This window comes from Bifidobacterium kimbladii (assembly GCF_032193675.1).
GTDB classification, from domain to species: Bacteria; Actinomycetota; Actinomycetes; order Actinomycetales; family Bifidobacteriaceae; genus Bombiscardovia; species Bombiscardovia kimbladii.
Genome location: NZ_JASTZZ010000001.1, coordinates 202,125 through 222,266, shown reverse-complemented (window position 1 = coordinate 222,266; position 20,142 = coordinate 202,125). Strand labels below are relative to the sequence as shown.

Here is a 20,142-nt window from a genome sequence, read left to right as displayed (position 1 = left end):
GAACACAGGGATATTGGCCAGACGGAACCTTGGGGTTCTGGTCGGAATCATGTCCTTGGCTATCATGTCGCGGTTTGACTCCATCATCTCTCCTTCCGTTGCAGCCATCCAAGCATCCTTTCCTCATGCTGATCCCTCCACCGTTGAATCGGTGGTCTCTATCGGCTCTTCGGCAGCCATAGTTTCAGCTCTTTTATTTGGTCAACTCTTGACCAGAATGAGTTTCAGAACAGCTGCCTGCATCAGCTGTCTGTGTGTCGCCCTGGGCGGCTTGATGCCCTTGGTTGTGCATGGCAGCGTGAGTCAGCTTCTTCTCTTTGCTTTGGTTGTCGGGTTTGGCGTGGGTATCGCCACTACAGTTCTCCCCAGCCTGTCGGCCAGGTTCTTCCGCGGGAAGCAGTTGGCTGCGCTGATGGGGTTGGTCCTGGCTGTTCAGGATGGCTCTTCCATGCTGGTCCTTGCCCTGGGCGGTGTTTTGGCCAAGGGAGGTTGGCTGCACAACTATTGGCTCTATTTTCTGGCCTTGCCTGCCTTGGTCTTGGTCATCTTCATGGTCCCCGGAGTCGGTGCCGTCGAGGAGGAGTCGGAAAAGGCCCTAAGATCTGAGGCATCGTCTTCTTCTCAAAAAAGCGGACAATGCTGGTGGGCTACCATTTCCTGTATCCTCATCGGGTTCCTGAGCATTTTCCTGGTCGCGGTCCTGTACAACAAGCTCGCGGTCTACATAGCCAAATACGGTTTGGGTGGCACCAGCGCAGCCGGGGTGGCCCTGATGTTCAACACGGGTTCCTCGGTCGTGATCGGGCTTGGCATCAACGGCATCAAGCGGATTTGCCGGCAATGGACCATTCCGGCCGCCTTCCTTCTGATAGCCCTGGGCGCCCTGCTTTTCCTGACCACCCGCTCCTTCCCGCTGGTTTGTTTATCGGCATTTCTGATTGGGTCGGGCAGTGCCATCAATATGGCCACCTGCCCCTTCCTCCTGTCCAACCTGACTCCGCCCAGACGCTATCCGCTGGTCATGGGGGTCTTTTCGGCCACCACCAGCCTCGGTTTTACGGCATCTACCTGGGTCTTCAAGGCTTTCTCAAAAATGTTTGGACTGGATCCGGTAACAGGCAGTTTCATAGGCATGCTGATCATCGCTCTGCTGGCTGCTCTCATGCTTGCGCTTGTTCGTTTCCAGAGCTGTGTCGAATCCCGCTACATTGAGCAATAAGCCACCCTTGAGGCTGTAGAAGTCAGAAGTGAAGGATTCTGCCCTTTCATCGCGACAGGTAGGGGTTGCCGGTGATGACAAACCTTCGTAGGGCCTCTTTGGCGTGGGATATGCCTATTCGAGGTGTTGCCGTGATGGTCTCGTCCTGGGCCAGCCCCGCGGTTGCCAGGCGTATGGGTGGTTTTCTAAGATCGTGGCCATAGTTGTGCTTGTCAATGTCCAATGCCTGGCAGAGCTTGGCGGGACCGTTGGTCAGCTCCCGGTCCGGGTGACGGCCGTGTCTGTGATTGCGCAGAAGGTTCAGACCCTGCACTGGCTGGCAGGCTCGAATCAGCACCCCGGCGCCGAATCCGTCCTCCAGGCAGGAGATGTTCAGGCAGTAGTGCATTCCATAGGTGAAGTAGACGTACATGTGTCCGCTGGGGCCGAAGAGGGCAGCGTTGCGCGCTGACCGCCCGTGATAGGCATGGCTGGCCGGATCATTCTGATCGTAGGCTTCGGTTTCCACGATCCGAACCCTGGCCTGTTCGCCTTCCGGATCGTAGTCCCGAATGATCAGGCAGCCCAGAAGCAGGCGGGCGGCCTGATCCACAGGGCGGTCCAGAAAGTCCGGGAAGACCAGATGATCGTCCTGGCTTGAACCGGCTTTCATTCCGCCTGGTCCTTGCGGACCCAGACCGCGCGCTGGCCGCGTGATTCGGGCTGAACGCAGACGAAGCTATCCTGGTGGGGCAGGGCGGCGACCTGTGGATGGTCGTGATCGTAGGGTCCCTGGGCCTGGGCGCCGCCGGCATCACCGACCTGGGCAAAGAAGTTCTCGGAGGCATCCTTGAACCAGGTCCATTCCTCTGGCAGGTCTTCTTCATAGAAGATCGCCTCCACAGGGCAGACCGGCTCGCAGGCGCCGCAGTCGATGCATTCGTTGGGGTTGATATACAGGTTCCTGGGGCCCTCGTAGATGCAATCCACCGGGCACTCATCTACGCAGGCCTTGTCCTTGACGTCCACGCAAGGTTGGGCAATCACGTAGGTCATTGCTTTGCTCTCCTTTTTGATTGGTTGTCCGCTTTTGCTGCTTTCAGGAAGCATCCCTTTGGCGACGACAGAGGTTCCAGCGATACACGGGCTCTTTTATTCCTGGCCGTTTTGCTGCTGCCTTCCACGATTCCTTGGACCATCCCCAGATGGATCGTGCAGATAATGGGATGGGCGTTGACACTGTCCAAGAAGGGGCATGCGGTCAGAAACAGGCTCGATGAATCCGGTTCTGCCATAACCGGAGCAAAACCCAGGGTGGCCAGAGTGTTCAACAGCGTCTGCAACATGCTCGAGGACACGTCCTTCTCGGCATTCGCCCCGCTTTGTCTGGCCAGGGTACGACCCCAGACCTGACCTGCTTTCAGCGCAGCCCTACCTCTGCTGTCAGCATCGGGACAGGCAGTTTCCAGTGCGGAGCAGAGCGAGGAGATCATATCCTCCCTGGCATGGTTTGTGGATATAGGGGAGTAGATGACAGCCGGTCTGCCTCGCACGGCTGATTGACCGTCGCTGTCTGTTCTCTGACGGACAGCCTCGCCCTGTTCGACCAGGCGTTCAAGATGGAAACGAGCTGTCGTCGGATGGATGCCGAAGGCTGCTCCGATCTGCTGCGCAGTTAGGCCTGCACCGGTCTGTTCGGCTGCCGTATGCAGATGATCCAAAATTGCAGAGCGGATCTCCTCCCCGCTTCTGCGCCCAGAGGGGGCATGGATCCCTTGCTTAGAGGGTTGAATTTTCTGACTCATCAATTAAATTGTATAACTATCCAATCAATTATCAACCCAGGACAAGGCGGACAGACCCATGCAGGATGACCCAAAGATGCGCAAGTCCGGCGGCAGGACGGCCTTGCCCAGGTCCAGGATGGCCCTTCTCATCGGCGCAGGTCTGGCTGCATTGCTTGGCCTTGTTGCGGCGCTGATTCGCGCGGATCTGATTCACCCTTCAGGCAGGGTGCCGCTGGCTGACCTGCACGGCGGGCTCATGGTCTATGGGTTTTTGGGCGCAGCCATTGGCCTGGAGAGGGCAGTGGCCTACCGCAGCGGCGGATCCAGCAAACCCTCCTGGGGATTTTTTGCTCCTGCCTTGGGTTTGCTGGGGTCTCTGCTCTGCCTGCTGTCGTTGATGGTTTCAAGCCGCAGTGCTGTCCCGGCATGGGTCAGGGTGGAGCTTTTCGGCGGCATTCCATGGACTTTGTCCATGTTTGTTCTGACGGCCATGTACTTGGCCATCTGGCGTCGGCAGCCTTCTGCAGAGGTGCTCATACAGGTCCTCGGATCCCTGGTTGGTCTGGTCGGAGCTGCTGCGTGGGTTGCAGGGTTAGACGTCTCGGTTCTGGCCCCAACCTGGCTCTTCTTTCTTATTCTGACCATCGTGGGGGAGCGGGTGGAGCTGGCCAGGGCGGTCTTTTCGGATATTCGTCTTGAATCGGGAATCCTGGGTCTGAGCCTCCTGACAGTCCTGATGCTGCCGATCCAAGCCATGGCGCCTTCGGTCGGCTATCCGCTTCTGGGGCTGTCGCTGGGACTGCTCCTCCTGGTCATGGCCAGTCATGATGTGGCCAAGGGCACCTTCCGTCATGGCGGTCTGCCAGGATTCATGGGCACCTGCATGCTGTCGGCCTACGCCTGGGGACTTCTGGCTGCCCTCATCTGGATGGCGGCGCCCTTGGATTCCAGCACCTACTGGGGGGATATGGCGCTGCATGCCTTGGCTATCGGATTCATCATGACCATGGTCATCGCCCATGTCTGCATGATCGTCCCCTCGGTCATTCGCAGGCCCCTGCCCTTTCACCCGCTCCTCTGGGTTGCCTGGGCGCTTATGCAGGTTGGCTTGCTGATCAGGCTCCTTGGAACCATCAGGCTCTACACGACCTTATGGAAGGCGGGGAATCTGCTGAATGTCCTGGGAATCCTCTCCATGATGCTGACCGTGGTGTACCTGGCCGCTCGAGGCAAGCAGGTCCTGGCATCCAAACGCTACCGTCGTCGCCAGCCTGAGGGTTCGCAAACCGAACAAGTGGGAACCCTGGCCCTAAGAACGGATCTGGTTGCCACTTCCGCTACCGTGCTGCTCCTGGTGGCCGCCGTGGTCTTGATGGCCCTGCGGCCGACGCTGGCTGTCTCGGTCGGGGCGGCACCTAGTGCCGGAGGCGTCCAGGAGGCATCGTCAAAGAGCGTCCAGCCGACGGGTCACACCAGCAGAGCAACGATCAAGGTAAAAGGGATGGCCTTTGTGCCGGATACCGTCACCATCGATGCAGGAGACCGGCTGATTGTAGATTTTAGGAACACCGGAGATCAGCGGCACGACTTGGTTTTCGCCAATGGCAAGAGCACAGGGTCAGTTCCGGTAGGCCAGAGCGTCTCGGTCGACGTGGGGGTCCTAGGCGGGGACACATTGGGATGGTGCTCGCTGGCAGGACACCGCCAAATGGGCATGGAGCTCAAGATCAAAACCAGGGGTGGAATCGTTGCCGGGCAAGGACGGTCCTCAGCTGGCAAGGTGGCCCTAAGCCACGTCCCATCAGCCGCCAAGCTCAAGTCTCAGGCTGAGAAGAGCGAACCTGCCAAGGCCGCTCTTCCATCCTTGGATGGTCAGGGGAGGGCTGGAACCAGAAAATACGCACTGGATATCAAGGAACGCAAGGAAAAGGTGGCTGCGGGGCTTGAGCGCACGGTCTGGAGCTTCGACGACGCGAACGATTCGCGGGATAGTGGATCGCGCCCTTTGGCTCAGGGTCCGGTGTTAAGGGGCCGTGTGGGAGACGCTTTTGAAGTCACCATCAGGAACAAGGGAAGCATGAGCCATTCCATCGACTTTCATGCCGGTCCGGCCGTCCCTCAGACCATGATGCGCAACATTGAGCCGGGCAAGGAGCTCCTGTACACTTTCACCGCTGATCGGGCTGGCATTTGGATGTACCACTGCAGCAGCGACCCCATGTCAAACCACATAGCCAACGGCATGTATGGGGCTGTGGTTGTCGATGACGGCACGCTGCCGCCCGTGGCTGCTGAATATGTTCTGGTCCAGTCCGAAATTTATCTGGGGTCCAATGGAGGGGCTGCCGATGCGGAAAAGGTAGCGGCCATGAACCCGGATATTATGACCTTCAACGGACGGGCCTTTCAATATGACGCTCATCCCCTCAAGCTGGAAAAGGGGCAAAGGGTCCGCATCTGGGTTCTGGACGCCGGACCCAACCAGCCGCTGTCCTTCCACATTGTGGGAACCCAGTTCGATACGGTCTGGACTGAGGGACGCTATCTGATAGGCGGAGGCACAGGAGGGAATTCCGCTGCTGCCTCATCCTCATCAGCGGGAGCCCAGGTCCTGCCCCTGCTGCCGGCCCAAGGCGGGTTTGTGGAGCTCAAGGTCGATCAGCCGGGCGACTATTCCATAGTCAATCACGTCATGAGCCTGGCCGAAAAAGGCGCGCATGGCATCCTTCGGGTGTCGTGACGCGAACAATCAACGTCCTGTATAAGGCAAGCGAACGTGCGTTGTTCGCAACCGGGTTTCCTGCCGGGCTGCGGGACTGGTTCGACCCTCAATTGTGCAAAGGCAAGTCCCTAAGTTCTTGCTTGTGCCCTTTCTTGGCCTGACCGCCCTTCTGTCTTAAGGCGGGTGGGTCGTGCATGAGGTAAGGAATGCTGCAATGGCGAGATGCACAGAACATGAAGCATCCCTGTGCCCGGGCAACAGCAGGGAGTGCTATTGGTGACCCCGGAGAGATTCGAACTCTCGACCTACAGATTAGAAGTCAGTTGCTCTATCCAGCTGAGCTACGGGGCCAAACCCTTTTATTGTACCCGCCTGGGTCCACCGGCGGGTCAGATCCATGAAGCCTGGTCGGCAAGGGCATCCGATATGGCACGGGTCATTGCAGGAACGGTCATGCCATACCTTTCCAGCATGGCGGCCTGGGGAACTCGGTCCTTGAACTCCTTGGCCGCTCCGAAGGCCAGGGTGCGAACCCGACTCGGTCCGTAGTAGGCAGCCACCGCCTGTCCCCAGCCGCCATCCAGCTGACCATCCTCGAGGGTGGCCACCAGGGAGTGGGTGCTGGCCAGGGCATCCAGGGTCTGCTCGTCCAAGCGGTCATAGCGATGCGGATCCACCAGTGTGGGTTTCAGCCCCAGGGACGCCTTCAAGGAATCAGCCAGGTCACGACCCAGGGGCAGGGCATCGCCGAGAGCTAGCAGGGCCACTGTCCTGCCTTGCTGCAGGATACGGTAACGGTCCCATGGCTGGCCTGCGGTTGTGGAATCGGATTTTACCGGCGCTATCGGCTTACCTGCGCGTTCTGTCGCCAGCGTGCGCTCGCCAGGCACCCTGATGACCACCGGCTGCCGGGCCGGGCCAGTGGCCCAGGCCAGCATGTCCAAGAACTCAGCCCCGCTGGTCGGAGCCAGGCAGGTCAGTCCGGGGATGCCTCGCATCATGACCATGTCGGCCGTGCCTGAGTGTGTGGCATCGGTTTTGGCAACGCCGGTGGAAAAGACCAGCAGGGTCACCGCACTGCCGTTCAAGGCCATCTCTTGCTCGATCTGGTCGTAGGCCCTCTGGAAGAAGGTGGCTGAGGTGGCGACTACAGGCGTGCCTCCGGCCTTGGCGATGCCCGCGGCATAGGCTATCGCGTGAGATTCGGCGATACCCACGTCCCGGTAGTGATTTCCGGCCCGCTGACGGAAGTCGGGATCGATGCCGTTGGACAGCGGTGTAGCGGGGGAGATGACCGTCAGACCCGGCTCTTGAGAGAACCTGGCCTCCAGGGCCTGCATGGCCATTCTTCCGTAGGTCTTTCGTGAGTTGGGCAGACGGTTAAGGGAGTCCAAGCCGTCCTGCCAGTGGTTCGCCTCCACCGGACCCTCGGCGGGCAAATCCGGCAGGGAAGTCATATGAGCTGTTTGCCCATCGCTCTGGGCCATCGAAGTCGATCCTATCTGTCCTTGGCTGCCCTGGCCCAGTCCCAGGCCCTTGCGGGTATGGATATGAACCACCACCGGATGATCAGTGTCTTTGACCTGGCGGAAGGCCTTGATCAGATCCTCGATTCGGTTGCCCTCCTCCACGTAGCGGTAGTCCAGCCCAAGGGCGCGGAAGGGATTGTCTGAGCTGCGTCCCCCGCTGGCACGCAGGGCCGCCAGGCTCTTGTATAGCCCCCCGTGGTTCTCGGCGATGGACATTTCGTTGTCATTGACCACAATGATCAGGTTGCCGCCCTGCTCAGCAGCCCAGTCCAGCCCCTCGAAGGCTGGCCCGCTGCTCAGGGAGCCGTCCCCGATCAAGGCGATGATGTTGGCCTTGCCTCCGGTCGCATCCCGCTGGGCAGCCATTCCGCAGGCCAAGCCGATGGAGGTGCCGGTATGCCCCAGCATAAAGTCGTCGTAGGGGCTCTCCTTGGGCGAGGTGAATCCGGAAAGATCCTTCTGAGACTCAGGGTCCGTGTAGAACCGGCGCCGGCCGGTCAGGATCTTGTGTGTGTAGGCCTGATGGGAGACGTCAAAGATCAGATGATCATGAGGCATATCGAAGACGTAGTGCAGGGCGATGATGGGCTCGATGGTGGCCAGGTTGGAACCCAGGTGGCCGCCGTGACGTCGACAGAAGCTGATCAGCAGCTGACGGATCTCGTCGGCCAGTCGATTCAGCTCTTCCAAGGAGAGAACCTTCAGATCCTTTGGGGAGTCGATGCTGTCCAGAAGCTTGCCCATAACCCTCCTGTCTGTTTTCGTAATGCAATCCATTGATTCTAAATCTGAGGCAGTGGTTTGGAGCCGTTGAAGGCCTGATGTTCACCAGGCCCGGCCCTTACATCCATAGGACCGTCACGATTGGCCGGATTCTCCCCGGCCTTGCGTAGTATCGGATGTGCATGAACATTGGAGGGCCGATGGCTGACAATACACATGAAGGGGCACGCGTCGCAGTGATCATGGGATCATCGAGCGACTGGGAGACGATGAAGGAAGCCTGTCGGATGCTGGACCGGTTCGCTATCGTCTACACCAAGGAGGTCATCTCCGCCCATCGCACACCAGGGCGCATGGCGGAGTTCGCGCATCAGGCCCGGAGCCAGGGCATAGGGGTCATCATCGCCGGGGCCGGAGGAGCAGCCCATCTGCCTGGGATGGTGGCGGCCCAGACCACGCTGCCGGTCATCGGAGTGCCAGTGAAGTCCCATGCATTGAGCGGGGTTGATTCACTCCTGTCCATCGTGCAGATGCCTGCCGGCATTCCTGTGGCGACTACGGCTATTGGGGCGTCCGGGGCTACCAACGCCGGCCTGCTGGCGGCTTCGATTCTCTCCATCAATGATCCGAGGCTGGCTCAGGCCCTGGATGACTACCGTGCCGGGCTGGCCCGATCCGTGGAGGCTTCCAATGCCAAGCTTGTCTGAGGAGACCAAGGGAAGAATCGATCACCTGGAGCCGGGATCCGTCATCGGGATCGTGGGCGGCGGCCAGCTGGGACGGATGATGGCTCTGAGTGCCCGTTACCACGGATTCCGCATCGGTGTGCTGGATCCCACGCCCGATGCTCCCGCGGCCCAGGTGGCCGATTTTCAGGAGACGGCCGACTATGGCGACCTCGAGGCCCTCAAGCGGCTTGCCGACCGCAGCGATGTGCTCACCTACGAATTCGAGAACGTGGATGCCGACGCACTGGACCAGGTGAGGGACCGTGTGGCCATCCCCCAGGGGACCGACCTGCTCAGGGTCACCCAGGACCGGGTCCACGAGAAGACCTTTATCAACCGCCATGGCATCGATACCGCCCCTTGGAGGCAGGTTGACAGTCTTGATCAGCTGGACGCGGCCCTGAAAGAGCTGGGCATGCCCGCTGTGCTCAAGACTCGCACTGGTGGGTATGACGGCCATGGCCAAGCGGTCCTGCGCACCAAGGAGGATCTGCAGGCCCTGCAGGCGCGGATGAAGGGCCGTGACTTCCCGCCCTCCGTGCTGGAGGGGTTTGTGGACTTCGCCTTTGAGGCCTCCATTTTGGTCTCAGGCAACGGGAAGGATTACGTGACCTTCCCCATGGTCCGCAACGAGCATCGTCACAACATCCTGCACATGACTCTGGCACCGGCAAAGGTCGATCCCGGGATGGCTGACCGGGCGCGTGACATGGCCCTGACTCTGGCTGACGGCTTCAAGCTGGCCGGGACTTTGGCCCTTGAGCTCTTTGTCATGCCCGACGGCGGTCTGGTGGTCAACGAGTTGGCCCCGCGCCCCCATAACTCTGGTCATTACACCATCGAGGCCTGCTCCATGGACCAGTTCGATGCCCACGTCCGAGGCATCGCCGGTTGGCCACTGCCTAAGCCGCGCCTGCTCAGCCCGGCGGTCATGGTCAACGTTCTGGGACAGCATGTGGCCCCGGTCAGGAGGCTGCTTGATGAGCACCCCGAATGGTTCCTGCATGATTACGGCAAGGCCGAAGTGCGCACCGACCGCAAGATGGGGCATCTGACGGTGCTGACCGATGATCCTGAGCGTACTGCCCGGGATCTGGAGACCACAGGCTGCTGGTCCGACCTGGACTGAACCGAATCCTCACATCTGTCCCGGCAATCCGGATGTAGGCTTGGTGGAGCCCAAGGAGTGTGTCTCATCATGAACGCTGGCTCATCCGTCGGCCGCCGGACGCGGCAGAAGAACGCCATCTGGAAGGTTCTTCAGGCCCAGAATGACTTTGTTTCAGCCAAGGAGCTGCACAGGCTCCTTGGCGATTCGGGCCAGCGAATCGGCCTGGCCACGGTCTATCGGCAGCTGGCTTCCCTGCACATGTCCGGCAGCCTGGACTGCATTGAGCACGGAGGCATCCGCCTCTACCGGGTCTGCTTGGCCCAGCGTAGGCACCACCATCATCTGGTCTGTGAACGCTGCGGCAGGACCGTGGAGATCAGCCCGCCGGACGATGGCTGGCTGAAGGCCGTGGCGTCTGAACATGGCTTTACGGTCTCCTCGCACACCTTGGAGGTCTACGGCCTGTGCAGCAGCTGTCGAGACCGCTCCGGTCAGGCAGACGTCAGTGATCCTCCCGGCCCTTGGGCATGATGGTCTTGATGGCATCCCAGGCCTGAGAAGCCTTGAGATTGGGCAGGTAGGCCTGGACTACAGCCAGTCCGATCTGAGCCAGCTGAGCCGGGTCGGGATAGCAGATATAGACCGGGTGCTCGCTGGGCTGGAACTTCTTCTTAAAGAAGAAGAGCGAGCGGAAGCCATAGGCCGGCTCCATCAGGTCGGCCACCAGGTGAAGAGCATGCTGCAGGAAGGCGGTCCGATCTTCGCCCTGACCATCGTCATCGTCTTCGCTGCTGTCCATGCCGGCCAGGGGAGCGGCCGATAGGCTCATGAATTCCGCCGTCCCCTGGTCGCGCAGCCGTTCGGCCATCCGTGCTATCAGGAACTCCATGATCCCGTTGGGACTGTCGGTCCTGTGCCGCATGAAGTCCAGGGTCCATCCAATTACCTGGCCCTGGCGGTAGGTGGGCATCCAGCTGGTCACGGCCAGCACCTTGCCCTGGTCGTCCACGGCGTAGAGGATGGCCATGCGCGGGTCCCTCAGCTCATCCAGGCCGCCCAGGGTGAACTTCATCTCGGGCAGGGCCTTGAGTTCGGCCCACTGCTCGGAAATATCCACGATCTGCGATTGGACATCCCAGGAGGCATCGTTGAATGTGGTCAGCACGTCCGTGATCTTGTCGCGCTTGGCCTTGTTGATGGCTGTGCGAATGTCCTGCCACTTCTTGCCCTTGGTCTGCCAAAGACTGGGGGTGACCACCATCTCCGAGCCAACTGTCAGGGTGGACCAGCCGCGGGAGGCGAGCAGATCGCGTTGGGGCTTGTGGACGCTGTAGAAGACCGGTGACCAGGAGTGGGCACTGCAGAAGCGTGCGAATCCGTCCAGATCATCCGCATATTCGTCAGGGTCGCCGAATGGTCCAGTGGTGGTCAGGGCTATGCCGTGCAAAAGCCGGTAGGCGATGGCCGAGCGGCCGTTGGGAGAGAACCAGTAGCTGTTGCCCTCCCAGGTGGTCATGAAGGACATGCTCTCGCCCCCATACTCGACCAGACGATCGGCCTCCTGGCGCTCGCTGCCGTTCTGGATGACCGAGCTGCGCATCCAGGAGAGCAGAACCACCAGGACCGCCAGCCAGAAGATCAGCCCCACCCCATGGCTGACGATCATCCCGGTGGGCGTGCGTGGGACCAGGGCTGGGCGGAAGCGCGAGGCCACACCATTGGGCAGGTAGAGTTCGGGCAGCTGGGAGAGGGCCCTGCCGGTGGTGGGCCAGGGGTGGAAGGACCCGGGGCTTGCGGCAGTGAAGGCCAGATAGCCCATGGCTGTGGCCAGGAAGGCCAGGACGATGGCTGCCCAGCCCACCTGCAAGCGCGAGGCCTTGGTCCGTACCAGGAAGATGCGCAGGTTGCGTGCCAGGAACCAGTTGAGAATCAGCGGCGGCAGGGTGATGATCAGCAGGGAGGGCAGGGCGCCGTGGTGGATGACCCGTGGCAGGCCGTCTCCGATGGTCAGGGGGAAGACCAGGAAATAGAGTATGGCCAGGATGATGGTCAGGGTGTTGAGGACCAGACCGGTGACAGCGGCAACCCGGCGGCCATGATAGATGCCCCAGGCCACCACCAGCAGTACCAGGGTGGGCATGATCAGGGACGAGACGCCGGTGGGTGCTCGGCCGGCGACCAGACCGTACTGGGCGTAGCAGCTGGCCTGGTTGTTCTCGGCCAGGCAGCGGGACAGGGCAGCGCTGCCGCCAGGGTCCGAACCCAGGAACATGCCCAACGGGGTGAAGAATCCTGCGCGGATCCTGGAGGAGACGGTGACCAGGGGGCCGAGAGCCAGAACCGTGGAAATGGCCCCCAGCAGGTGGCGGGTCTCATAGGAGCCGCTGTGGCCATGCGGATTGGCGTCCTGGACCGGTCCGTGCCAGAGGTGGCCGGTCAAGTGGCCGATCAGCGCTGCAGCCAGGGCGCAATAGTAGCCGGGGTTGCCGGTATACAGCACCATCAGTATCAAGGCCGTGTAGCCTATTGTGGCGATCCTGCGTCGCCAAAGGAAGTCGCTGAAGGGGATGGAGGCCATCAGGGATCCGACCACCAGGATGATGGGGCTGAGCGTCATGGGCACTCGAATGAACCAGGCCCAGTGATCCTGGAGGGCATTGATCAGTGTGCAGATGATCAGCCCGACAGCCGCGCCGCCTATGGCGCTGATGACCGCCGCAAGGACGGTGCGTCTGCGGCCCAGTCGGGTCTCGGCGATGCACAGCATGACCAGCACCAGGGCCACATCTATGATCAGTTGCAGGGGGCCAGGGGTGATGACCAAGGATACCAGCAGCCGTGCGAACTGGACCAGAAGCGAGGGGCGACCCTGGCCGTGGACCGGATGAGGAACCTGGTGAATGATCAGGTCGGACAGCGGCATGCCCAGCCGTGTCCTGCCGGGGATGCGCAGCAGCCAGATCAGCAGCCAGGTGATCAGGTTGAGCAGGACCAGCGCAAGGCTGAAAGCCAGTGCAAGAGCGTGACGTCTGACCCATCTGGTCAGGTCCCGCAGAAGCACGGTCTTGGCCGAAGGCTCCATCAGCCCGGATCCTTTATTTGTTGTCTCCATGATTGCGGCGGCTCTTTCTGCTTATCGGTTTGGACGCTCTGATCTGTCAGCGGTTCAGCCGAGGTGTGTTTCGATAATGTTCGGGAAATCTTCAACTGGTCGAGACATGGGTCCTAGTCCCATGGATTCGCCCACCCACTCCAGCCCGGGTTTCCAAGCCGTCTTGACTGTATGCCAGTCATGGCCCGATCCCTGGGTGATGACGGCCCGCACCTTCATGCCCGCCTGGTTGGCGGCCTTGGCGATGACCATCATATTGTGCTGGGACTCTTTATCGTTGGATCCGGCTGCGGTGAACAGAAGCTGGCGGGATGGCGCCCGCTCCAGCATGGCCCTGGCAGGAACCTGGGCCAGGAAGCGCTTTCGGTCGCCGCCGAAGTAGTCGCGGATCATCTGTTCCTGCCGACCCTGGGTCGGTTCCAGCTCCCCATCAGCCGGTAGCATGCTTCCATAGACGTCTGGATGCCGTGCCCCAAGCTGGGTGGAGCAGGTCCCGCCCTGGGAGAATCCGCCGATGGCCCATTGCCGGGGCTGGCTGGCGACGGGCAGTTCAGCGCGGATCCAGGCGGGGACGTCACTGCTCAGGTAGGTTTCGGCCTTCCCGTAGACGGGGGAGTCCACGCACAGGCTGTTGTGAGAGGATGCACCGTTCTGGTCGGGGGAGACCACCACTGGTGCCAGGCCGTCGTGCTGGGCGGCGTAGGCATCCATCATGGCCGGAATGGCTCCGGCGGTGAAGAGCCGGTCGGGGCTTCCGGGCTGGCCGGCCAGAAGCACGAACACAGGCAGCGCGGGCGGTTTGTCGCTCAAGGCGGCAGGCGGCAGGTAGATATCAGCTGGCCGTGCTGCGAATCGGGAGCGGCTGTTGGGGATGCGCATGCTGTAGGAGCGGCCGACGCTGGGATGCGAGGGCAGTTCGCCCCGTGAGGCCAAGGATCGCCATTGTGCCACGCTCATGGCCGGTCTGGCTGTCTTATGGTCTTTGTAGTCGGGGTAGAGGGAGACGCTGAACAGGGACCCCAGAGTGGTGAACTCCCCGTAGATGATATCCACTCGAAGCCCGGTGGAAAGCAGGCAGAGCAGGACAGTCAGGGCGGCAAGGACGCGGCGCCAGCCCCGGGCAGTGATCAGGATGCAGACGGCAAACCCCGCTGCCAGGAATCCCAAGGCCACGCTGATGATGACCATCCAGCCCAGGGAGACGCCGAAGAGCATGAAGACGTCGGAGACCAGCCAGGTGGCCAACAGCCCTAGGCCTCCTATGCCTAGGGCAATGGCCGCTTGGCGCAGCAGGGTCCGCCAGCGTCCATGCGTCAGTCCGGTCAGCGCCAGCACGATCAGGGCCAGGGCCGTCAGCGAAAATATTGACGCAGGCAGCCACCCCTGGGTCAGATGGACCTTTGCCAGCCATGCACCCATGCCATTCCTTCCAACCAAAATACATCCGCAGTTCAGTATAGGGAGTGTCCGGTCGCACGGCTGCCATTTGAGCAGTCATTCATTCTCGCCAGGACCGCATCTTCAGATTCCGGTCATGGGTTCGTCTATGGTAGATTTATTGATAATCAATCTCAGTAACGGTCGGCGAGCCTGGCGACAGGTCCGTCCCGTGCCGTCGCCAGGAAGGAACCACCCATTCATGCATGCCAGCAGCCCACGCCTCCGCCGGACCCGTACCTTGGTCGCCGCCCTCCTGGCCGGACTGACCCTGCTGACCTGTCTGACAGGTTGCGGAAAGAGCGAATCATCCTCGTCGCCCACAGGATCCGCCCCTCTGCAGGTGGTGGCCAGCATCAACCAATGGCAGTCCCTGGCCGTGGACCTGGGCGGCGACCAGGCCCGGGTGGACACCATTCTGAGCAACACCTCGACTGATGCCCACGACTATGAGCCGACGACGGCGGACATCGCCCGGATCAGTCGTGCAGATCTGGTCATCGTCAACGGGGCCGGCATCGACGACTGGGCTGCCAAGGCCGCGGAAACCGGGCAGGCCAGGCTGGTGGACGTATCCAAGGCATCAGGGCGCAAGACCGGCGACAACCCCCATCTCTGGTTTTCCTCCCAGGGCAGGAGAGCAGCTGCCAAGGCCGTGCATGAGGCCTACAGGCAGTTGCGTCCAGACCGAGCGGCTGGCTTCGACAAGGCCTACCAGGACTGGCAGGGTCGGCAGGCCCGGCTGGACGATCTTATTGCCGATGCGCGCAAGCACACCCAGGGACGGCACTACGCGGCCACGGAATCGGCTGCCTACTACCTTTGCCATGATCTGGGCATGGAGGATCTGACCCCAGAGGGGTACCTGCGGGCGGCCGCCAACGAGAGCGAGCCCTCGCCTGAGGACCTTGTGGCCTTCCGTCATTTGCTGGCATCCGGACGCTTGGACATGCTGGTCCTCAACACCCAAGAAGTCAATCGAACCTCCAAGGAGCTGGCTGCTGAGGCTCGCAAGGCCCATGTGCCGGTGTTCGAGGTCAGCGAGCAGCGCCCCGATAAGTACCGGAACCTGGAGGATTGGATCAGCGCCTTGGTTCAGCAGGTGCCGGGCGCCAAGGCCTGATGAGTCCATTTGCGCTTGATGTTCGCCAAGGGATGTTTTCGTGGGGCTTGTCGTCCTTGATGGGAACAATGGCACAGGTATCGGTAAAGGCCCAGCGGGCCCAATCGCCAAAGTCAGGAGTATGCGGTGAACGATCGTAAGCATCAGCCCGGCCGGTGGAGATCCTGGATGCAGAACATGACCGGACGTCTTCAGGTACGCGGGTGGGTCTACCTGCTTGCCTTCATCCTGATTGACTTCCTGTCAGTGGGCATCCTGCAGTGGGGGGTCTCCCTGAACAGCTCCCGTGTCGAGCTGTCCAACCCGCTGATCGGATTCTGGGGCTTCATCTCGGCCATGTGGACCCAGCGTCGGTTCGTCCTGGTGCTCAACATGCTGGCTGTGGGCCTGGTCTACCTGGCCCTGACCTACCTGACCAACCGCTTCTGGGCGGCATCAGGGCTGATCCTGGCCATCTGCGCGGTCATAGCGGTTATCGAACGCTTCAAGGTGCGTGCACGGTATGAGGCCGTCCTGCCCTCGGACCTGGATTTCCTCCATGCTGATGCGGCCAACCTGGTCTCCTTCCTGCCGGCCCGGTCCCTGATCATGATCGGGCTAGGCGTCGTGGCCCTGATCGTCCTCGGCGTGCTTTGCTGGGTGGTGACGCGGATGGATGCCCGTCGCGGCCGTCCGGTGGCCACTGGCAACAAGCCTTTGGGTGCGGGACTCCGTACAGCAGGTGTTCTTGTTCCGGTTCTGGTGGTGGCGGTGTTCATGTCTACTGTGGGCACCTACGGCAGTCCCGCCTATCGTTTCTCGCAGTTCATGGGCGACAAACCCTCCATGTGGGACTCGGTCTATGACGCCCAGCGCAACGGGGTCTTCGTGTCATTCTCCCGGCAGCTGCGGCCCAAGGTCATGGACCAGCCCGCAGGATACTGTCGTGCCACCATGCAGTCTCTGGCCCATCGCTACCAGCTTTCGGCGGACCGCATCAACCATGACCGCAAGTCCTATATGAATGAGTCGAGCCTGGTCTATATCCTCTCTGAGTCGTTCTCGGATCCCACACGGGTGCCGGGCGTCGCGCTCAACCAGGATCCCATGCCTCATATCAGATCCATCAAGGGGGGGACCACCAGCGGGCTCATGCTCTCCTCCGGCTATGGCGGGGGAACGGCCAATCTGGAGTTCCAGGCCATGACCGGCCTGTCCATGGCCAACTTCGATCCCTCGCTGACCTCCCCCTATCAGCAGGTCATCCCTCACCTGAACTGGATACTCACGGTCAATCAGGCCTGGGGGACGCCATCCAGGTCCCTGGCCTTCCACCCCTACGAGTCCTCCATGTATTCCAGGGCCGAGAACTACAAGAAGTTCGGCTTCTCGCACTTTTATTCGCTGACTGGTCCTGACCAGATAGCCCACCAGGACCGCATCGACCGCAGCCAGTATGTGGGGGATCGCTCCGCCTACGACTCCGCCTTGGAGCAGATGGGCGACGACAGGGGCAACCAGTTCGTCGAGGTCATCACCATGCAGAATCACATGCCCTACAACGACTGGTATGACAACAACGGCTTCTCGGTCAGTTCATCCGACCCCAACAGACCCCTGGGCGACGATGAGATGCAATCCATACGCACCTACGCCAAGGGGGTCAGCCTGAGCGATCAGGCTACCGCCGATTTCCTGAACAGCCTTGACTCCCAGAGCAAGCCGGTCACCGTGGTCTTCTACGGGGATCACCTGCCTGGCATCTACGGCACGGCAAGCTGGGACGAGCGCAACTCCCTGGCCCTGCATCTGACCGACTACTTCATCTGGTCGAACAAGGCTTCGGATTCTTCTGGAGCACAGGTCAGCAATAGCGCTTATTCCTCGCCTAACTTTTTCCAGGCCCAGGCGGCCGAGCACATGGACGCCAAGGTCTCGCCCTTCACGGCCTTCCTGACCCAGCTCCACGAAAAAATCAGTGCCATTGAGCCTCCGGTGGCCAACCAAATCCAGGACTGGAACAGGATTCCAGCAGGGCAGACCAACTATCTGAATGCCCAGGGTCAGCCCATGGATGCCCGAGATTTCGACAGGGCCACCCGGCAGCTCCTGAATGACTACAAGCTGATCCAGTACGACATCATGGCAGGCAAGCACTACCTGCAGGGGACGGGCTTCACTGCCACGCCCACCCGCCGCTCCGATGCTGCCCGACAGAAGGCTGAAAAGAAGCGCCAGGCCAAAGAGCAGGCCAAGGAGCAAGTCCGCCAGGAAGAGCAGAACCGGGACAAGGACCGGGAGAGCTCGACCAGTTCGGCCAACTAGGCTTCCAGTCCGCGGTGGCCGATGTCGTGTCGATAGAAGAGTCCGGGCATCGACAATCCGTCCAGCCGGTCATAGACTCGCCGGGCGGCCTGGGCCAGGTCGTCGCCTTGGGCCACGACCAGGGCGGTCCTTCCCGAGGAGGACGTCAAGCCAGTGGAAACCGAGCCGGACACTCCGGCGTAGTAGGCTCTGAGGTCCTGCTCCGGGGCGATCAGCGGCACGGGCACCCCGGTCTTGGGATTGCCGGGATAGCCCTGGGCTGCCAGGATGACACCCAGGCGGCTGTGGGATTCGTCCCAGGTGAACTGCGGCTCTCCGCCCTCCATCAGCGTGCGGATGGCCGTGCCCAAGTCGCTGGTCAGCGCAGGCAGCACCACCTCGGTCTCCGGGTCGCCCAGTCGCGCATTGAATTCGATGACTTCAGGACCCTTGTCAGTGACCATGAGCCCTGTGTACAGAACTCCGGTGAAGGGACTGCCTTCTTGCGCCAGGGCACGGACGGCGGGCGCGACGATGGTATTCAAGGCCTTTTGGGTCAGTTCCGGGCCGAACTGCGGCAGAGGGGAGTAGGCCCCCATGCCGCCAGTGTTGGGACCCCGATCCCCGTCATAGGCGGGCTTGTGGTCCTGGGACAGGGGCATGGGCCAGAACTGCTCGCCCCGGACGAAGCACATGAGCGAGCACTCCTGACCCGCCAGCCGATCCTCGATGACCACCCGAGCTCCGGCCTGCCCGAACTTATGATCGATGAAGATGGCATCAAGGGCCTGCATGGCCTGGTCAAGGTCGGCGGCGACCGTCACGCCCTTGCCTGCAGCCAGCCCGTCAGCCTTGATGACTACGGGTGCGCCGTGCGAGCGCACATAGGACTTGGCTGTCTCGAGGTCATGGAAGACCGCATAGTCGGCGGTCGGAATTCCATGCCTGCGCATCAGGTCCTTGGCAAAGCCCTTGGATCCCTCGATGCGGGCCGCAGCCTTGGTAGGACCAAAGGCGGGGATTCCGGCAGCCTGCAGGTCGTCGACCAATCCAGCCGTCAAAGGGGCCTCGGGTCCGACGAAGACCCAGTCGATCCTCAGCTCGCGTATTGCAGCGATCAGCTTTGCAGGTTCCGAGGAATCCAATTGCAGCAGGCTGATGTCGTCAGGCTCCATGCCGGGGTTGCCCGGGGCGCACCAGACATGATCCACTCCTGGCCCAGACAGCAGGGTGGTGGCGATGACGTGCTCCCTGGCTCCCGATCCTATGACCAGTACCTTGTCCGCCATGATGGGCTCCTCTCGCTATTGCTGACGACCGTTTTCATTGAGGATGACCTGCTGGCCGTTTTGAGCACTCGTCACCCGTCCGATCAGGGCGTAGGGCTCCTGCTCCTCATCCAGGACTGCGCGGGCCTGGTCCAGTTGATCAGGGGAAACGACCAGAACCATCCCAATACCCATGTTGAAGATGTTGTACATCTCCAGATGGTCGACCTTGCCCATCTCTTCGATCATGGTGAAGATAGGCGGCACCTTCCAGGCATTCAGGTCGAAGCTGGCGGCCAGTCCCTCGGGAAGAATCCGCGGCACCTTCTCCACGAAGCCGCCGCCGGTGATGTGTGCTGCGCCCCTGAGCAGGCCGGAGGCGAAGAGCGGGCGCAGGGCCTTGACATAGATGCGGGTGGGGGTCAAGAGTTCCTCTCCCAGGGTCCGTCCGCCAAGCTGGTAGGGCCGATCCTCCAGCTTCATGCCCCCCTGGTCCAGCAGGACCTGTCGGATCAGCGAGAAGCCATTGGAATGGACGCCCGAGGAGGGCAGGCCGATCAGCTGGTCGCCTTCTCTGATGGCCGAACCGTCCACCAGGGACTCACGCTCGACCACACCCACGGTGAATCCGGCCAGATCGTACTCGTCGGGCTGGTACATGTCGGGCATCTCAGCGGTCTCGCCGCCTACCAGGGCGGCCCCGGCCTGGACGCAGCCGTCGGCCACGCCCTTGACCACTTGCTCCAGCAGAGCCGGGTCATTGTGTCCGCAGGCGATGTAGTCCAGGAAGATCAGCGGCTCGGCCCCCTGGGCGATGATGTCATTGACGCACATGGCCACGCAGTCCTGGCCGATGGTGTCATGGCGGCCGGCTTCCCGGGCCACCATCAGCTTGGTGCCCACGCCGTCAGTGCCCGAGACCAGGACTGGGTGGCGGTAATTGAGCGCAGACAGATCGAAGTCGCCGCCGAAGCCGCCGATGTCGCCGGCCCCAGGCCTGCGCGTTCTGGCCGTGTGGGAGCGGATCCTGTCGATCAGTTCGTATCCGGCCTCCACCGATACCCCAGCCTGCTCATATGCCTTCGGCATGGATGCCCCTTTCTCTGCCCTGTCTGTTCTGC

At 61.5% G+C, this 20,142-nt stretch carries 15 protein-coding genes and 1 tRNA gene; 7 read left to right on the top strand and 9 right to left on the bottom strand.

Translation table 11 applies throughout. The annotated features are described in order from the left end of the window. Positions 1-49 precede the first annotated feature (49 nt). Positions 50-1,219 (top strand): MFS transporter, encoded by a 1,170-nt coding sequence (locus tag QRX41_RS00885; RefSeq protein WP_313838135.1) that lies wholly within the window; start codon positions 50-52, stop codon positions 1,217-1,219. 46 nt (positions 1,220-1,265) lie between these two features. Here QRX41_RS00885 and QRX41_RS00880 read toward each other — a convergent pair whose 3' ends face one another. The 3 genes from QRX41_RS00880 to QRX41_RS00870 are packed head-to-tail and all read right to left on the bottom strand — an operon-like array spanning position 1,266 to position 3,003. Then, on the bottom strand, positions 1,266-1,871 hold the full coding sequence (locus QRX41_RS00880; protein WP_313838134.1) for a DNA-3-methyladenine glycosylase: 606 nt from the start codon (positions 1,869-1,871) through the stop codon (positions 1,266-1,268). Next, positions 1,868-2,254, bottom strand: a complete 387-nt coding sequence (gene fdxA / locus QRX41_RS00875; RefSeq protein ID WP_313838132.1) for a ferredoxin — start codon at positions 2,252-2,254, stop codon at positions 1,868-1,870. Before fdxA ends, QRX41_RS00880 begins: the two co-directional genes overlap by 4 nt. Further along, positions 2,251-3,003 carry a helix-turn-helix transcriptional regulator gene (locus QRX41_RS00870; protein WP_313838131.1) on the bottom strand — a complete coding sequence of 251 codons (753 nt, stop codon included), beginning with the start codon at positions 3,001-3,003 and terminating at the stop codon, positions 2,251-2,253. Before QRX41_RS00870 ends, fdxA begins: the two co-directional genes overlap by 4 nt. 58 nt (positions 3,004-3,061) lie before the next feature. On the opposite strand from QRX41_RS00870, the gene QRX41_RS00865 reads away from it, so the two are divergent. After that, positions 3,062-5,725, top strand: coding sequence for a multicopper oxidase domain-containing protein (locus QRX41_RS00865; protein WP_313838129.1), 2,664 nt, complete (start codon positions 3,062-3,064; stop codon positions 5,723-5,725). Positions 5,726-5,981: 256 nt separating this feature from the next. Here QRX41_RS00865 and QRX41_RS00860 read toward each other — a convergent pair. Then, a tRNA-Arg gene (locus QRX41_RS00860) sits at positions 5,982-6,058 on the bottom strand. A gap of 38 nt (positions 6,059-6,096) precedes the next feature. Then, entirely contained in the window at positions 6,097-7,980 is a 1,884-nt protein-coding gene (locus QRX41_RS00855) for a 1-deoxy-D-xylulose-5-phosphate synthase (RefSeq protein ID WP_313838127.1), read from the bottom strand. A gap of 179 nt (positions 7,981-8,159) precedes the next feature. Here QRX41_RS00855 and purE point away from each other — a divergent pair, with 179 nt between their 5' ends. The 3 genes from purE to QRX41_RS00840 all read left to right on the top strand — a co-directional run bounded on the left by purE (position 8,160) and on the right by QRX41_RS00840 (position 10,329). Next, positions 8,160-8,666: a 5-(carboxyamino)imidazole ribonucleotide mutase gene (gene purE / locus QRX41_RS00850; protein WP_313835669.1), complete on the top strand. Its 507-nt coding sequence runs from the start codon at positions 8,160-8,162 to the stop codon at positions 8,664-8,666. Beyond that, complete coding sequence (gene purK / locus QRX41_RS00845) at positions 8,650-9,816, top strand: 5-(carboxyamino)imidazole ribonucleotide synthase (protein WP_313838125.1); 1,167 nt, start codon at positions 8,650-8,652, stop codon at positions 9,814-9,816. The genes purE and purK overlap by 17 nt, the downstream gene beginning before the upstream one ends. Positions 9,817-9,885: 69 nt before the next feature. Further along, positions 9,886-10,329, top strand: a complete 444-nt coding sequence (locus tag QRX41_RS00840) for a Fur family transcriptional regulator (RefSeq protein WP_198199983.1) — start codon at positions 9,886-9,888, stop codon at positions 10,327-10,329. Here the strand turns inward: QRX41_RS00840 and QRX41_RS00835 are convergent. Next, entirely contained in the window at positions 10,301-12,910 is a 2,610-nt protein-coding gene (locus QRX41_RS00835; protein WP_313838124.1) for a bifunctional lysylphosphatidylglycerol flippase/synthetase MprF, read from the bottom strand. The genes QRX41_RS00840 and QRX41_RS00835 overlap by 29 nt on opposite strands. A 54-nt stretch (positions 12,911-12,964) precedes the next feature. Next, positions 12,965-14,329 carry an alpha/beta hydrolase gene (locus QRX41_RS00830; protein WP_313838122.1) on the bottom strand — a complete coding sequence of 455 codons (1,365 nt, stop codon included), beginning with the start codon at positions 14,327-14,329 and terminating at the stop codon, positions 12,965-12,967. A gap of 220 nt (positions 14,330-14,549) precedes the next feature. Between QRX41_RS00830 and QRX41_RS00825 the strand changes: the two genes are divergently transcribed. Both QRX41_RS00825 and QRX41_RS00820 read left to right on the top strand, forming a co-directional pair. After that, positions 14,550-15,470: a metal ABC transporter solute-binding protein, Zn/Mn family gene (locus QRX41_RS00825; protein ID WP_313838120.1), complete on the top strand. Its 921-nt coding sequence runs from the start codon at positions 14,550-14,552 to the stop codon at positions 15,468-15,470. 177 nt (positions 15,471-15,647) lie between these two features. Beyond that, positions 15,648-17,774, top strand: a complete 2,127-nt coding sequence (locus QRX41_RS00820) for a sulfatase-like hydrolase/transferase (protein WP_313838118.1) — start codon at positions 15,648-15,650, stop codon at positions 17,772-17,774. On the opposite strand, the gene purD is transcribed toward QRX41_RS00820, so the two are convergent. Next, a complete protein-coding gene (gene purD / locus QRX41_RS00815) occupies positions 17,771-19,042 on the bottom strand; it encodes a phosphoribosylamine--glycine ligase (protein WP_313838116.1) in 1,272 nt (423 codons plus the stop codon). The genes QRX41_RS00820 and purD overlap by 4 nt on opposite strands. A 15-nt stretch (positions 19,043-19,057) precedes the next feature. After that, positions 19,058-20,110, bottom strand: coding sequence for a phosphoribosylformylglycinamidine cyclo-ligase (gene purM / locus QRX41_RS00810; RefSeq protein ID WP_045924675.1), 1,053 nt, complete (start codon positions 20,108-20,110; stop codon positions 19,058-19,060). Positions 20,111-20,142: the final 32 nt, after the last annotated feature.